Origin of the sequence: uncultured Clostridium sp. (assembly GCF_934754925.1) — a bacterium.
GTDB lineage: Bacteria > Bacillota > Clostridia > Clostridiales > Clostridiaceae > Clostridium.
Genome location: NZ_CAKVJA010000001.1, coordinates 279,908 through 295,983 on the forward strand (window position 1 = coordinate 279,908; position 16,076 = coordinate 295,983).

Here is a 16,076-nt window from a genome sequence, read left to right on the forward strand (position 1 = left end):
CTCCTAAGTTAATTTGCATTGTCAATAGCCCTCACAGTATACGACTTTATATTAACAGAATACCTCAATATAATAAAAGTTAATAGCTCAGAAACAAATAAACTAATCCATATACCATTAATTTTAAATAATTTAGCTAAAATAAATAATGATATGGGAAGTAGTATAACGCTTCTAAAAGCACAGAAAATATTTGAAATCTTAGGCATACTTATTGACTGATAATAAACTGTACTTATTAAATTAAAACCTACCATTATAAATGCAATATTTGTTACGTTTAACCCTATATATGCAATATTAGCAATTATAGTATCAGACGTAAAAATCAATATCATATCTTTTCCAAATAAAAAACATATACTTATAAATATAATATTTATTAAAATTGATGCCTTCATTGTTATAGAATAATATTTTAACATTTTTTTTGATTTTTTAGCACCATAATTATAACTTAATAATGGTTGTACACCAAGTGATAATCCTAATAATACCATATAAATATTAGTTGTTATATAATTAATTATTGCAAATGATGATAAGTAAGTTTCTCCCCCATAGTTAACTAATGCTAAGTTCATAAAAAATATTATTATAGAAAAACTTACTTCAGCAAAAAATGATGGAAAACCTATATTAATAAATTCCTTTATTATTTCTCTTTCTAATCTAACATTTCCAAATCTTAAAACTCCCTTGTTACCTATAAAATGTGGTATCAATATAGATATAGTTACTATTTGGCCAAGACCTGTTGCAATAGCAGCACCTTTTATTCCAAAATTTAATGGAAATATAAATATATAGTCTAAAACTATATTAGTTACTGCACCTGATAAAGTTGATATCATTGCAAGTTTCGGTCTACCATCATTTCTAACGAAACTGTTTAAGGCAATTCCTATTAAATTTGGAATACAAAATAAACTATAATACTTTAAATAAGTTGAAGCTAATGGAACTAAGTTATTTGTAGCACCTAGTATTTTTACTATTTGTGTTGAAAATACTATAAAAATTAAACTTATACCTATACTTAAAATTAGTAAAAATTTAAATACTTGTCTAAATATTTTTATTGCTTTATCCTTATTATTACTTCCTATATTCTTAGATACAAGGTCTCCCCCACCAACAGCAAACATAGTTGCTATACCAAATAGCATTATAGTAAATGGCATAACTATATTAACTGCTGCTAATGCAGAATCTCCAACGCCTTGTCCAACAAAAATTCCATCAATTATTGTATATAGAGATGAAACAAACATGGCTAAAGCTGAAGGAACTGCATATTTTAAAAATTCTCTTATCATGATTACACCTCCATATTTTGTTTCTTTAATCATGATAAAGTCTATAGTAACTATAGAGTCAATAGTTATTTTTATAATATACAAAAAAGCTTCTATTAAAAATATATTATTTCTAATAGAAGCTTTTTTCATTTATTTTATACTATAATCACTTTTATTAATTATATAAAAATTACTTATTCTGTTGTTTCTTCATCTGATTCTTTATTATTAGAATTATAACTTATTTTAGCCATAGCTAAATCTCTATTACTTTCTAATACCATTTCACTTGGTATAGCTAAATCTCTAATAAAAATTTGATTTCCCTCTTCTAAGTTAGATACATCTACAAGTAAATTTTCTGGAAATTTATCTGCTTCCCCTTGTAATTCAACATCTGTAATAAAAGATTCTAATAATAAGTTTTTAGATGCTAAGACTTCTTGTCCAACAAAATTTACTGGAATCTTCAATTTAACTATATCACCTTTGTTTATACTTTGAAAATCTATATGAATTATCTTTCCAAAGGGATCCTGCTGCATTTCTTTAACTATGCACTTCTTTAAACTTCCATTTAATTTTAAAGATACAATTGAACTCTTAGGATATCTTAATAATCTAATCATTTCTTTTTTAGTCATTTTGGCAGCTAAAGACTTATGATGATTATCTCCATAAACAATACATGGGATTTCTCCATTTTTTCTTACTTTACTTCCCTTTTCACTTCTTTCACATATGTTGAATACTAAATTATCCATTGCAATCCTTCCTTCATCTCTTATATTATACAAAGCTTTTATTTTGTATATCATATTTTATTCAGGTTAATTATTTAATATTACTATTTGAATATTATTGCTTTCAGACATAAATAAATATCCACCAGCTTACCTGGTGGATATTTACTCTTCAAATAATCTTAGTACTCTTTCAACATAATCTTGACTATAGCCTTGATTTTTAAAATCTTCTATATAGAACTTATCAATTACTTTATCTTTTCCTAAACTTTGCAATTTACTATCTATTTCATATATAACATTTTCATAACTTTCATTAACTACTTCAATAGACCCTCCAATTAAGCTTATTTTAGTACCATCTCTCATTACTAAATTATAGTATACATTACTTTCTTGACCCTTAGTAAAACCTAATTCTAACCTTTCAACATCATCATAATTATATACTTTATCCGAAAATACTGTTTTATAAATTATTTCATTATTTGTTACTGCAGTATAGTTAGTATAGCTAAATACAATAATTCCAATTATAAAGACAATATATAATACTTTTATTAAATTACTTTTTGCAAAAATATTTATCTTTTTGTCAATTTTTATGGTCCATTTTACTAATGGACTGTAAGAATCTATATTATTATATATTAAATTTCCTTTAACTTTTGAAGATACCCTTTTAACTAAAAACTTTCTATTAAGTTTAAATATTATTATACCTATAATAGATGCAATAAGAATCATAATAGCAACCATGCTTTCTGAAGATATAGTATAAAGTATAAATGATTTTTTTTCAGAAATTACTTTATGACTTTCAATGAATAGTAAATTTCCTGCTAAAACTAAGGCTATAGTAGTTACAATAATTACTAAGTATTTAAGAATCCATTCTAAAAATTCCTTAATTGATTTATTCAAAATACTCACCCACTTTTATATTAGATACATCCTAAAACCTTTAATACTATTTTACTATTTTTTTAGATTATTATCCATATTAAATGAGTATATCTAACATAAATTCTTTATATTAATAATAAAAAAAGGTTATATGCTGTTTCTTTTTACACAACATATACCCTATTTATTTCATTTTTACTATTAATGCTTATAATTTAAACTATTTGTTCAAATTGACTATTATATAATTCTGCATAGAATCCATTTTTAGCAATTAGTTCATCATGATTTCCACTTTCTAAAATATCTCTATCCTTTAATACAAGAATTACATCAGCTATCCATCATGTAATATTTCAATAAAATGCTCTAATCCACATGATGATTATCTAATACATCCATTGCTTTTATACCATCTTCCGCCTTTAAAACTGAATAACCTTCTCTTTTTAAAATAGTCTCTAATAGTTTTCTCGTATGTTTATCATCTTCAACAACTAATATATTAATCATAATATCCCTACCTTTAGTATTAATATAATTTATATATAAAATTTATTTTTAATTAAGACTTACTTATTAAATTATCTATATAAATAAATTTTATTTCTATAATAATAGTAAATTATAAACTAAAAATAAACTTTAAAAACTTTACTATTAGTTTACTTTATAATATGCAAACTAAAAAGTTATTTAAAACAAACCATTAATACATAAAATCTCAAGGATTCATAAGAATCCTTGAGATTTTAACTGTTTCTTTATATTAAACTTTATATTTTCATAGAAATATCTATTTATTTTTTATAGATCTTATTACTTCAACCCTTGTAACTACATTATTAGTTATTTTGGCTACTCTTAAAGCAAAACCTGGATAATAAATACATACACCTGTTCCTAATTCTAACTTTCTAGACTCTATTTCTCGTAAAATAATATCTTCTAAAGTATCTTCCTTATTATCATGTGGTATATTAATATGTTCTAAAAAGTTTATTCTTTTTACTCTTTCACTGCTTCTATAAATTGTTTTATCTACTTCATCAAAATTATAGAATAAATACTTTCTTGTAGCAAATAATACTGCAATAGCTATTACCCCAACTAAATTTTGAAATATTGTCATGTGTTCAACAATTAATTGTCTTGCAATAGCAAATAATAATACTTCTATTACTGTTTCCGGAGTATGCTTACATAACATCTTTATAAATTCTATTCCTATAACAAAATTAAAGGCTATAGATAAATAATTATTAAATGCCTCTAAATTATTGTTTGAAAAAATAGATTTAATATCAAAAATAAGATATACAACTGATATTGCAATACAAACTGCTAAAAGTATTCCTATTATCATTTCTAGTGTATCTACTATTTTTAGTATCTGTTCTTTTATAAATTTTTTCATGTATCTGCCTCTTTCTTTACCATAAAACTTATACTTAATAATACAATCTCTTCTATAATATCACGAAAAGCAACAGAATTACTGTGATAATAATTACAGTATAATGATAATATTTTTGTAAAATTACATTAATTATTTAAGACACCTCATAAATATCAGACAATTCTAATTCTATATTGTGTTTATCAATAGAATAACTTTTAGCTTCTGATGATTCAATCTGTAAATTAGGCAATAATATTTTAAATTTACTTCCTATATTCACTTCACTTTCTAATTTTATTTCTCCATCATGAAGATCAATTAGAGATTTAATAATACTAAGTCCTATTCCACTACCTTCATTCATACGAGTAAAAGATTTATCAGCTTGTACAAATTTTTCAAATATAATCTGTTTACTAATATCAGGAATTCCAATTCCCTCATCTATTACTTCTATTTCAACCCACTCTTCATTTACTAAAATATTAACAAATATATTTTTATTTAAATCAGAAAACTTTATTGCATTTGATAATAAATTAAGAATTACTCTCTCAATCATAGATGCATCACATTTTATAATATGCTGTTCAACATTAGTATCAAATTGTATATTAATATTTTTTAGCAAAGCGTACTCAACAACTGATAATGTTAACTCTTCCACAATATTAATAATATCATAATTCATAAAATTGGCACTTAAAAGCTTGCTCTCTATCTTTGATATATCAACAATATTATTTATTAGCCTTTGCATTCTTTTACAATTTATATCTAGTGGCCTTTTATACTTTTCATATACTTTTTTAAAATCAACATTTTCATTTTTACTATACATATTAAATAATTGAAGTGTAGAATATATTATATTTAAAGGTGTTCTTAACTCATGAGATATATTTGAAAAAAATTCATTTTTAGATTTATCATAGACTTTTAACTTTTCTAACTCTAATTCTCTTTTTATCTCATCAGAAATATCCATAAACGAAACAGATATAACATTTTCGTAATCTGTCTCTATTAATTGAACAGTACAATCCATAGTAATATTATCAGTATCATCTTTTATTATACCTCTCCACCCTCCATTATCCTTAAGTAATGTAGTAACTTCATCAGACCATAAAGACTTATTTTTTATTTTAATTAATTCTCCTAAGTTAAATGAATTTATATTGTTTCCAATTAAGCCATGGGACCTTAGTTTTTCATTAGCATACAATACTTCACCATCTTCTTTACATATAAACATGAATATATATTTATTATTTTCAAATAAATCATAAAACACTTTAAAATTATTATTTAATACCTTTGTCCTGCATATATACATATATAATTCTATAAATACACCACAAATTATTATTAAAAAGCTAATATATGTTATTGATACTGAAACTAATTTTAAATAAAACGATATATTATTTACTCCATATATAGCTATCATCGCTTTAATAGCTAGCATTGATATACTTAATGACAAAACTACAAATAAATATTCTTTTTCTTTCATACCAGTAATAAATAATTTAAGTGAGCATAATATATAAACTATAATTAACATTCTATTATAATTTACAAAAACAAAATTTGAATGATATAAATTATTAACCTTAATAGTATTTTCTATAAGACCTAATATCACAGTATATCCTATTACAAATAATAATGAATAGGTTTTATTTTTTACAATAATACTTTTAAATTTATTTCTAGGGATTATTGCTACTATAATTAAAAACACCCTAGCTAATGAAGTTGATATAGTTAAGTAATTTGAAAGAGTATATTCGGTAAAATAAAAGCTTAGATAATCTATATGCTCTAGAAGTATATCTATTAACCATACTAAATACATCAAACTAATAATAAAAACACTATCATTTTTTAATCTACAATATGAAATTAGACAACTTCCTAACGCCAATATTGATAATATAGAATTAAATGATTTTATAAATACTAATGCTACCCCTGTATATGTCATATTTTTATCTAATTTAAAAATTATATTTATAAAAATTAGTGATATTAAAGTTAACATAATAATATTTATATATAGTATTGGTTTTTCCTTAATTTCTCTTAATTTTTTATTTATAATATTTTCTACCATTATTCTCTCCCTTTTATATTTACAATTTATATTATTTTATTCCATAAAACGAATTATTTCAACATATATTGTAAATAAAGTTATGTTTTATGTTTTTTTGTAAAATATTCATAACTTTTTTTCTTCTTATACTCGAAATTCTTAAGAAAATGCTTTATTATTTCAAAACATCATAATAATTTCCTATATAATAAAAATTTAAAATATTATAAATAAAAACTAGCTATCCTTATATAGTTGAAAATAAGGATAGCTCTAAATTCTTTTAATTATTATTACGCTTATCTATTATATTATCTATAATTATAACTAAAGCTATTATAAAAGGATGATTCTCATAATTTATATCAACATAGTAATTATCTGTAAATGATAAAATTTCCTTATCAATAACTGCAATAGTTCTTCCATTATGATTAATTGTATAACTATAATGCCAAAAATCTCCTTGAATTTCAAAATTGCCATAATTACTTTCAACAAATATACTATCCTTAAAAAATGTAAGCTGTTTTTTTACCCTACCTATTATATTATCATTAGCATCATATATTTCATAACTTGGCATAAACTTTAGCAGTTTTTCTCTAACCTTATATATTTCATTATTATTTTCTATTACTCTAAATTGTAATCCAAAACTGAAAAATTCCTTATCTATAAAATAAGAATCTTCTCCTTTGTTATTTTTAACCCAAAAGTCTTCTTTAATTTTAAATAACTTTGATTTAATATAATATCTCATTTAAATCCCCCTAAAATAATCTTAATATACTATGATAAATTAAGAGAAGTCAAAAATACTTCCCTAAAACTTATATATTACTATATACCTTTTTTTCACTATCTCTTGTAAAAATTAATGCTATCATAATTGCAAATACTCCTGCAGATAATTTACTTAATATAACTGGAATTATCATCTTTGATTCAACACCAGCAGTAAATCCTAAATGAGCTCCTAATGTTGATGTAGCTGCAACTAGCCATGCTATATTTACTATTTTACCCTTATTGTTCATATCTTTTAACATCTTAAAAACAGGAATACTATTGGCTAATGAAAAAATTATACCTGCAACACTAGTGGAATCTAACCCTATATATCTTCCTAATTTTCTAAGTGGCTTGTCTAATAAATTTATTATTAATGTTAACATAGGAAATGTTCCTAAAAGAACTATTCCGATATTTATTACTACATTCATTCCTTCATCAATAGGCAACATACCCCTAATTAATACTATACCAGTTAACTTTTCAAAGGCTGCAGCAGCTAAACCTATTGTAGTAATCATCATTATAAATTTTCCAAAATATAATACCCCTCTTATAAATATATTTTGAAAAAACTTTAATCCTAAAATTAGAATTAATGAAACAAAAATAATAGGAATAATATTTATTAGAAGCATTTTTATATTTATTTTCATTATTACTCCGCCAACAATTGATCCTAAGGGAATAGTTGATAACCCTATTAATAATCCCTTTGCAAAAAATTCTTTATCTTTTTCTTCTATTAATCCTAATGCAACAGGAATAGAAAATACTATAGTACATCCTAACATAGATGAAACTATTAATCCTGAAAATAAAGCAATTTCTTTGTTTTCTCCTAATGATAAGGCTAATTGATACCCACCCATATCATTTGCTAAAATTGAAGCAAACATAGCCGGATCTGCTCCTAAAAATTTATAAAAAGGTATTATTATAGGTCCTAAAATATTAGATATTACCGGAGATAAACTAACTATACCAACCATACTAAGTGCTAAAGGGCCCATCGAATTTAATCCTTCTTCAAATTTTTCTCCCAATCCAAATTTATTTTTTAATAATCGGTCTATAGCACCAACAAGTATACCTATTGCCATTAACCATATTATAAACTTATCAAATGTCATATATTAATTTGTCCCCCTACTATATTATAATGTCTAAAATTATATCATGAAATGTATATTATATATAGCTTTATATAAAAAGCAATATCATTATATTTTGTTAATAATATTGCTTTTTATTTTAAAAATTATTTAATTATAAATGTTTTATACTTGATTTTATTTTTTATGTTTATATCATCATTTACGAGTATTTTATTTAAGATGTTAATTTAATTTTATTAAAAAATTGATACATATTATTTAAAGAATCAATATGAGTTCTTTCATATCCATGGCTACCTCTTGTTCCTGGTCCTATAGCTGCATGTCTTACATTATTACCTGCAGTCATTGCAAAATCAGAATCTGTACCATATCGTGGTGTAAAGATATCAATTTCATATGCCACATCTGCTTTTTCAGCCGCTTCAACAAGCTCTGTTAACATTTCATAATGATATGGAAATCTTGAATCCATATTACATGCTAATAAAAAAATAGAGACAAGCTCATATTTTTATATAAGCTTGTCTGCGTATTCTAATTTTTTATTAAATATTAATTTATCTGCTAAAAGAGCTAACATAACTCCTATACATATGTACCCTACTCTTTCTATAGCTGTTGTGATAGTCCCATTAGTTACTGAAACTGAAGCGACTACTGACACAGTTATACATATAATTTTATCTCTATAGTTGGTAGTATATGAATCTAAGTACCCAGCTACTAAAACTAGCAATCCTCTTATAGTATTATCTTTAATAATCATGAATAATATCATTATTATAATTACACCTATAATAGTTCCTTGTAAACGCTGCTTTGATCTTTCTATGCAATGTTCAGAATATAATTCAGTTAACGCAAATATTGTATATACTATCCAACGTCCTTGAGCTAAATTAAATAAATCTACTAAAAATACTGCTATTGTAGTAATTAAAGCTACCCTAATTGCATAAGCTCCTCTTACATGATGAATATCAAATTTATTAAATATTCTTATATATTCACTCTCTTTATTTATAATATCTTTTTCTATATTTTTAACTTCAATTTTATTATTTTTGCTCTTTCTATGAACTATAAGTTGAATCAGCATTATTAAAAATGCCCCAATCGTTAGTCCTACTAATCTTTTTATAAAATCATTGCCTGTTACAGGAGTATATAACATAAATAAATATTGTAATCCAAAAGGAACAAGGATTACCTTATTTAATTTAGATGTTAAAAAATAACCAATTAATAATAAAACTACAAAATTTAAAACTAATCCCAAATATATATGATGACTTGATATATTAGAGAAAATTCCTGAAATTAAATTTATAAAAAGTAATTTTATAAAATTATTATATAAGTTCTTAGTTAAATCCTCTTGCATTAGTACTAATATCGACACTAGTATAGTAACTCCTACTAAGTTGTTACTTGCTCCAAATATACGCCCAAACAAGTTAACAAATAATAAAATTACTATAAACATTATAGTATTAGATATAATTTTATTTTTCATAAAATTCCCTCCATTTCTCTTTTCTAATTGTTTGAAACAACGAACAATATTATCATAAAAAATTAATAAATTCAAATATAAAAACTTAAAATTCACAAAATTTTTAATAAATATGATATAATCGTATAAGTATATAAGGGGGGAAATTCAATATGTTTAATTTATTATTAGCAGTCATATATTTAGCTTTTATTAGTTTAGGATTACCAGATTCATTATTAGGATCTGTTTGGCCCACTATGTATCAGGAATTTAATGTTCCTGTATCTTATGCTGGTGCAATTTTTATGATTATTTCTGCTGGCACAATTTTTTCTAGTTTACAAAGCGATCGTCTTACAAAGTCATTCGGTACAGGCAAAGTTACAGCATTTAGTGTTCTCATGACAGCCATAGCTTTATGGGGATTCTCTATAAGTAGTTCTTATTGGATGTTAATATCATGGGCAATACCTTATGGCCTTGGTGCTGGTAGCGTTGATGCTTCCTTAAATAATTATGTAGCACTTCATTATAAAAGTCATCATATGAGTTGGCTTCACTGTATGTGGGGTATTGGTGCTAGTATAGGTCCATATATTATGAGTTTTGCATTAGTTAATGGTCAAACATGGAATATGGGATATCTTTATATATCATTAATTCAAGTTGCTCTAACTGTAATCATTATGTTAAGTTTACCTCTTTGGAAAAAGCCTTTCATTATAAACGATATACAAGAAGTGGATGTTGGAAATGAAAAAAATAAAGCACTTACCTTAAAAGAAATAGTTAATATTCCTGGAGCTAAACAAGTAATGATTATGTTTTTCTGTTATTGTGCTTTAGAGCAAACGGCTGGATTATGGGCTAGTAGCTACTTGGTATTACAACATGGGTTTGACTTAGAAGTAGCAACAAGTTATGGAAGCCTATTTTTTATAGGAATTACAGTAGGCAGAGCTATTAGTGGATTTATTACAATGAAATTAAAGGATAAAGAAATGATTTATTTAGGGCAAGGTATAATCTTAATTGGTATTATAATTATGTGTTTACCTCTTGGCCATCAAGTGTCTCTAATAGGTTTAGTTACTATTGGTCTTGGTTGCGCTCCAATATACCCTTGTATTATTCATTCTACACCTACCAATTTTGGGAAAAACAAATCACAAGCAGTTATAGGTGTACAAATGGCCAGTGCCTATGTTGGAAATCTATTAATGCCACCTCTATTTGGTATTATTGCAAATCATATAAGCGTAATAGTTTTTCCAATATATTTACTACTAATTTTAATAATTATGGTGGTAATGCATATTAAATTAAATAAAAGCGTATCACAAAATATCTTGATCAATTAATCATCTAGTTAAATACTTAAAGGAGCTGTATCATATTGAATTTATAAATTCAATATGATACAGCCCCTTAATATTATCTTCTAGCTTCTTCTTTTAATATCATTGAAACATTATATTCTTCAATATTATTAAGACTTACCTCTTTTGATGTTGGAGTATACCAAGGCCTGTCTATAAAAAAATCCTTCCATTCATCACTAACAAAAATATATCCATGACGTGCATATATTTCATTTCTTGCAACTGCTAATTCATGAGATGATAATGATTTCAATTCTTTAGAAGTAACTTTTCTATAACTACTGTCAGGAATTATAAAATCTTCGTCAGAATAAACTTGATCATCATTTGAAAATCCTTCATTTTCGACCTTTTTTATTAACATTACATTAGCATATTCTATTTCATTTAAATCATCTGTTGTAATTTTATACTTACTTCTAACATACCAACTTTGATTATTAAAATATTTAATCATCTTTTTTTGTTTAAATTGATATCCATGACGTGCATATATTTCATTTCTTGCAATTTCTAATTCATCTGAAGTTAATCCTCTTAAATCATCTTCAGTTAAATAATGAGTATTACTATCTGGAATAATAAAGTAATTACTCTTAGGTGAAGTGGTAGTTATTATATTTATTTCTTTATGATTATTACTAAAAGAATTACATTTTGAAATAGATAATACACTACTTATAATCACTGCCCCACAAATAGTAATTATTACTTTTTTATTCATTTAATCCTCCAATATTAAATTTCTACTTTTCTATACTATGCATAAATTTAATATTACTTTACAAATTAGTGATTTTATTTAAGGCTATATTTTAGAAAAATCTTGATAAACAAATATATTTGATTATTGAAAAATCAGCAATATTTGTTGCAGATTTTTTTATACAATATTTAAATTAATTTTAATTGAACTTTTTTACATTTGATAATATAATATTAGTATCATTCAGTTATATACTTTCTTAAATATACTATTGTAAATGGAGAATAATAAAATGGAAAATAAATTACCTCGTTGTCCTGTAGAAATTACTTTAAAATTCATAGGTGATAAGTGGAAAATACTCATTTTAAGAGATTTACTTACTGGAACTAAACGTTTTGGCGAATTAAAAAAATCTGTTGGTAATATAACTCAAAAAGTTTTAACTTCTAATTTGAGAGCAATGGAAGAAAACGGACTTTTAACAAGAAAGGTTTATCCTGAGGTTCCTCCTAGAGTAGAATATACATTAACTGAAACAGGCTATAGCTTAAAACCTATCTTAGATTCAATGTTCGAATGGGGCGAAAATTATAAATCAATAAATTAATAAAAAACTTCCTTTTTTACAAGTAAGTTTTTTATTAATTTTAATTATAGTTTATAACTTTTAGGTGGATTACCACTAAAATCAGCAATTGTTGCCTTTGCTTCATCAAGATAAAAAGCTTCAAAAATTGGATTTTCTGCATTATTATATAATGATTTTACAAGTGGACTATGTTCAATTATAGCTTTCTTTATTTCTAAATTATCAGTAAATACTACTTTTCCACTTAATCTCATCCATTCAAACTTTGGTGAAGATGTACAAATTTCTACATAAGGATTTTGTTTAATTTCTTTATACACTTCTTTTGTGTTGTTTGTACAAAAATATAATTTGCCATCCTTTTCTATCATAAATTGAAATGGTCTAACCTTAGCTTTACCATCCATACCTACTGTTGAAAAATATTGTACTGAATTTGCATTTAAAAATTTAACTATTTCGTTCATTCTTTATACCTCTCTAATTTCAAATTTGTTAAAAGAAATTTAACTTACAAGCTAATAATAAATGTTTTTTTCCATACTGTATAGTAAGCACTTTAAAGTGCTATAGTTTCCCTAGAGATACTATTACAGAAACTTATCCTAATGCTACATCTAAAATCATCATAATGACAAAGCAAATTGCAAATCCTATTGTTCCTAAATCTGAATGTTTTCCATTACTTATATTATTGAAAATATTTTTAAATCCAGTAGGGTTTAATTTGTTTTATTATTCAAACTTATCTAAAATTATTAAGCCTTATATGTAATCAATACAATAGACTTTTTATTAGTTTTACTTATCTTTAAATGATTTTTTAATTTCTTTTATAAATTTAGATATTGTTAGAGAAAAGACTTGATGCTTTTTCCATACTAGTACAGTACCAGTTTCAATCTTGGGAAAAAGTGGCTTAAAAAAATATTACTTTCTTCATTAACATTAATTAAACTTTCAAAACTAAAAGCATAACCTAATGCTTCTTCTACCATGGCGGAAGCATTTAATATAAGATTAAAAGTAGAAATAATATTTAACCTATCTGCTTCTGTTCCAAACCAATTAAAAAGTTCATTTTGCACACTTGAACGCCTTGAACTTATTAATGGTTTATTAATTAAATCTTGAGCTGTAACATAATCCTTACTAGCTAAAATATCATCCTTTCTCATTAGTATTCCCCAAACATCTTTTTCACTTAATCTTATAAAATCATATTTTGAAATGTCTACTGGCTCATAAAACTCTTAGTTCCACATTTCCACCTCTCTTTTGTTATATTATAAATAATATCTTAATTCTTCTAGCTTAATATTAAACTTTTCACTTACTTCTTTTTTCTTCAATCTTATTCCTCCTTAAAATGTTAACATCAAATTAATTATGTCCAACAATATTATGTGGAGCATACTTTTCTTCAAGATATTCCATATCTTCCTTTGATAATTTAACATCTAAGGCACCTATAAAATCATCAAGATATTTTTCTTTTGTAATACCTACAATAGGTGATGTAACACCTTTATTCCATAACCAAGCTACATAATAAAAAAGAAACCCTAATTGATTTTTTACAATTAAGGTTTCATAAATAAAAAATATTTAAATTGCTTAATAACTATGTTAACATATTTAAATATGCATTTCTTATAAAATTTTTAGCAAACATTTCTGGAAGCTTATCTCCCATTGGAAATATAGTATTAATATTGTTAATTGCTTCTTTACTCATAATCCTTCCTCCTAAATATTTATAATCTAAATAACCTTAAAATATAAAAACCCCAGTCCGCCATAACAGCTTCTTGAGGTTTTTATCTATCTATACTAATTTTTGCTCAAAAATATTATCCAAATTAACCTTTTTAATCCTATTATAAATTTTTTATTTGAATAACCACTAAGATTTTTTTTATTCATAAGCCTAGTTTGATCTTGAATAAAAATACTAATCATCAATAATTGTTCTACAAGGGAATATTCACTAAAAGTATTTTCTAATAGCTTTTTTTCATTATTTTTAGCATTATTAAATAGAACTGTATTTAATAATTTAAACTCCCCTAAAATACTTTTTAGTGTATAATCTGACTTTTCTTCTGATTTTTTAAAAGCTCCATCTAAAATATCGATTACAAATTACTTCTCATCTTCATTGAAATTCCTTCCCATAGGATTTTTTAAACAATCTGATATTAAAAAAATATGCCTAAATTTTTCTTTATACGTTTCTCTTAAATTAAAAATTTCTTCAATACATTTATCTTTATCTCTATTTTTATAAGCTGTCTTATATAATTTAGTATTAACCTTCAGTATTTCACTACTCAAAATACATCACATCCTTTGTTTTTTATTATCCTTATTTTAACATGAAAATATTAATAAAAAAAACATAAAACAAAATGCTATAAAAGTTAATCCCCAGCCTTAAACAATTATAAAATAAACCATTCTAAATCTTCTCTATTAGCTTGTTGCACTACTAAAGATAAGCTTTCATTTACAGCACTTGCATAATCCACAGTACAGTTATAAACTGTATTACCTTTTTCTTTTAATAATCTTCTTACTTCTTCTCCAACTAACCTAGTATGTTCTCCCTCTTTTATAATTCCTACTGCTCCAGTTCCAGCACCTCTTAAGGTATGTCCATCATTTATTCCAATTTTCATTTTAAATACCTTCTTTCTTTAATATATTTTTATAAAACAAAAGAAGAGATGAAATATAGTCTCTTCTTAAACCAGTTTATCTATATTACTTAGTTGTATTACTTGCTTTTGATACTTCATCTATATCACTTTCTGTAGCTTTCTTAATTGTTCCCTTTACGGTAGATTGTCCAAAATAAAATGATACTATCATTATTGCCACAGTTGTAAATTGCTCTTCTGCAATGTCTCCTTTTGCACTTAGTATACAAAATACGGTAATTATCATTAATGCTATAATCTTTTTTACCTCAAATAAGTTTATTAACTTATCCGCAAATTTACTCATATACTACTCCCCCTTATCTAATTTAATTTTTATATCTGCAACATCTTGTTGGATGTTTTCAAACACATTAAAATTTTCTGCTAACTCTGAAATTACTTCTTGATTTTTATTAATTATTTGCTGTAGTTTTTCTTCTCTAGCTTTACTTTCCTTTCTTGTGTCAAATAATAACCAAACGAACATCACCACCCATGCTCGGTTATTCACTATAGTTTTTAAAATTTCATTTTCCATAAAATTATCCTTTACTTAATAGTATTAAAATTTACATAAAATAATAACCTTTTGGCTTCTAACTTTTCCATAAATATATTTAATATCTCTTCATAAGTGGCTTCTCCTTCGGTATAATGTTGAACGACCATCTATTTTTCATTTAATATTTGCCCAGCTTTCACTATAAAATCTAAAGTCTAAAATACTCTAAATCGAGTAGTAGGAAAATAATTATTTTATTTTCCGTCCTCTCACACCACCGTGCGTACCGGTCTGGTACACGGCGGTTCTTTAAGTT

20 protein-coding genes are annotated in these 16,076 nt (G+C 24.7%); 2 read left to right on the top strand and 18 right to left on the bottom strand.

Features of this window, described 5'->3' with window-relative positions; translation table 11 throughout:
• Nucleotides 1–8: 8 nt before the first annotated feature.
• The 10 genes from Q0G30_RS01335 to Q0G30_RS01380 all read right to left on the bottom strand — a co-directional run bounded on the left by Q0G30_RS01335 (nt 9) and on the right by Q0G30_RS01380 (nt 9,891).
• The gene (locus Q0G30_RS01335) at nt 9–1,319 is read right to left on the bottom strand and encodes an MATE family efflux transporter (protein WP_294385497.1); all 1,311 of its coding nucleotides are present in this window, start codon (nt 1,317–1,319) and stop codon (nt 9–11) included.
• Between the two features lie 176 nt (nt 1,320–1,495).
• Nucleotides 1,496–2,065 (bottom strand): 50S ribosomal protein L25, encoded by a 570-nt coding sequence (locus Q0G30_RS01340; RefSeq protein ID WP_294385499.1) that lies wholly within the window; start codon nt 2,063–2,065, stop codon nt 1,496–1,498.
• A gap of 144 nt (nt 2,066–2,209) precedes the next feature.
• Nucleotides 2,210–2,971 (bottom strand): hypothetical protein, encoded by a 762-nt coding sequence (locus tag Q0G30_RS01345; protein ID WP_294385503.1) that lies wholly within the window; start codon nt 2,969–2,971, stop codon nt 2,210–2,212.
• A 351-nt stretch (nt 2,972–3,322) separates the two neighbouring features.
• Entirely contained in the window at nt 3,323–3,466 is a 144-nt protein-coding gene (locus tag Q0G30_RS01350; RefSeq protein WP_294385505.1) for a response regulator, read from the bottom strand.
• A 283-nt stretch (nt 3,467–3,749) separates the two neighbouring features.
• Nucleotides 3,750–4,370, bottom strand: a complete 621-nt coding sequence (locus Q0G30_RS01355; protein ID WP_294385508.1) for a hypothetical protein — start codon at nt 4,368–4,370, stop codon at nt 3,750–3,752.
• 136 nt (nt 4,371–4,506) lie between these two features.
• Nucleotides 4,507–6,477 (bottom strand): HAMP domain-containing sensor histidine kinase, encoded by a 1,971-nt coding sequence (locus Q0G30_RS01360; RefSeq protein WP_294385510.1) that lies wholly within the window; start codon nt 6,475–6,477, stop codon nt 4,507–4,509.
• 265 nt (nt 6,478–6,742) lie between these two features.
• The gene (locus Q0G30_RS01365; RefSeq protein WP_294385513.1) at nt 6,743–7,222 is read right to left on the bottom strand and encodes an LURP-one-related family protein; all 480 of its coding nucleotides are present in this window, start codon (nt 7,220–7,222) and stop codon (nt 6,743–6,745) included.
• Nucleotides 7,223–7,292: 70 nt separating this feature from the next.
• Nucleotides 7,293–8,387, bottom strand: coding sequence for an ethanolamine utilization protein EutH (gene eutH / locus Q0G30_RS01370; protein ID WP_195468844.1), 1,095 nt, complete (start codon nt 8,385–8,387; stop codon nt 7,293–7,295).
• Nucleotides 8,388–8,586: 199 nt separating this feature from the next.
• A complete protein-coding gene (locus tag Q0G30_RS01375) occupies nt 8,587–8,847 on the bottom strand; it encodes a hypothetical protein (protein WP_294385517.1) in 261 nt (86 codons plus the stop codon).
• A gap of 39 nt (nt 8,848–8,886) precedes the next feature.
• On the bottom strand, nt 8,887–9,891 hold the full coding sequence (locus tag Q0G30_RS01380) for an FUSC family protein (RefSeq protein ID WP_221700604.1): 1,005 nt from the start codon (nt 9,889–9,891) through the stop codon (nt 8,887–8,889).
• 152 nt (nt 9,892–10,043) lie between these two features.
• On the opposite strand from Q0G30_RS01380, the gene Q0G30_RS01385 reads away from it, so the two are divergent.
• Complete coding sequence (locus Q0G30_RS01385) at nt 10,044–11,234, top strand: MFS transporter (RefSeq protein ID WP_294171588.1); 1,191 nt, start codon at nt 10,044–10,046, stop codon at nt 11,232–11,234.
• A gap of 73 nt (nt 11,235–11,307) precedes the next feature.
• On the opposite strand, the gene Q0G30_RS01390 is transcribed toward Q0G30_RS01385, so the two are convergent.
• On the bottom strand, nt 11,308–11,979 hold the full coding sequence (locus Q0G30_RS01390; protein WP_294385519.1) for a YARHG domain-containing protein: 672 nt from the start codon (nt 11,977–11,979) through the stop codon (nt 11,308–11,310).
• 274 nt (nt 11,980–12,253) lie between these two features.
• Between Q0G30_RS01390 and Q0G30_RS01395 the strand changes: the two genes are divergently transcribed.
• Nucleotides 12,254–12,571, top strand: a complete 318-nt coding sequence (locus Q0G30_RS01395) for a helix-turn-helix domain-containing protein (RefSeq protein WP_294385524.1) — start codon at nt 12,254–12,256, stop codon at nt 12,569–12,571.
• Between the two features lie 44 nt (nt 12,572–12,615).
• On the opposite strand, the gene Q0G30_RS01400 is transcribed toward Q0G30_RS01395, so the two are convergent.
• The 7 genes from Q0G30_RS01400 to Q0G30_RS01435 form a co-directional block, all read right to left on the bottom strand.
• Nucleotides 12,616–13,020, bottom strand: coding sequence for a pyridoxamine 5'-phosphate oxidase family protein (locus Q0G30_RS01400; RefSeq protein WP_221700606.1), 405 nt, complete (start codon nt 13,018–13,020; stop codon nt 12,616–12,618).
• A 414-nt stretch (nt 13,021–13,434) separates the two neighbouring features.
• Nucleotides 13,435–13,731, bottom strand: a complete 297-nt coding sequence (locus Q0G30_RS01410) for a hypothetical protein (protein WP_221700607.1) — start codon at nt 13,729–13,731, stop codon at nt 13,435–13,437.
• Between the two features lie 205 nt (nt 13,732–13,936).
• Nucleotides 13,937–14,161, bottom strand: coding sequence for an aldo/keto reductase (locus Q0G30_RS01415; protein ID WP_366013282.1), 225 nt, complete (start codon nt 14,159–14,161; stop codon nt 13,937–13,939).
• Between the two features lie 537 nt (nt 14,162–14,698).
• Nucleotides 14,699–14,890: a hypothetical protein gene (locus Q0G30_RS01420; protein ID WP_221700608.1), complete on the bottom strand. Its 192-nt coding sequence runs from the start codon at nt 14,888–14,890 to the stop codon at nt 14,699–14,701.
• 107 nt (nt 14,891–14,997) lie between these two features.
• Complete coding sequence (locus Q0G30_RS01425) at nt 14,998–15,234, bottom strand: hypothetical protein (protein WP_221700609.1); 237 nt, start codon at nt 15,232–15,234, stop codon at nt 14,998–15,000.
• Nucleotides 15,235–15,319: 85 nt separating this feature from the next.
• Nucleotides 15,320–15,562, bottom strand: coding sequence for a hypothetical protein (locus Q0G30_RS01430; protein ID WP_221700610.1), 243 nt, complete (start codon nt 15,560–15,562; stop codon nt 15,320–15,322).
• 3 nt (nt 15,563–15,565) lie between these two features.
• Nucleotides 15,566–15,796, bottom strand: coding sequence for a BhlA/UviB family holin-like peptide (locus tag Q0G30_RS01435; protein WP_294171581.1), 231 nt, complete (start codon nt 15,794–15,796; stop codon nt 15,566–15,568).
• Nucleotides 15,797–16,076: the final 280 nt, after the last annotated feature.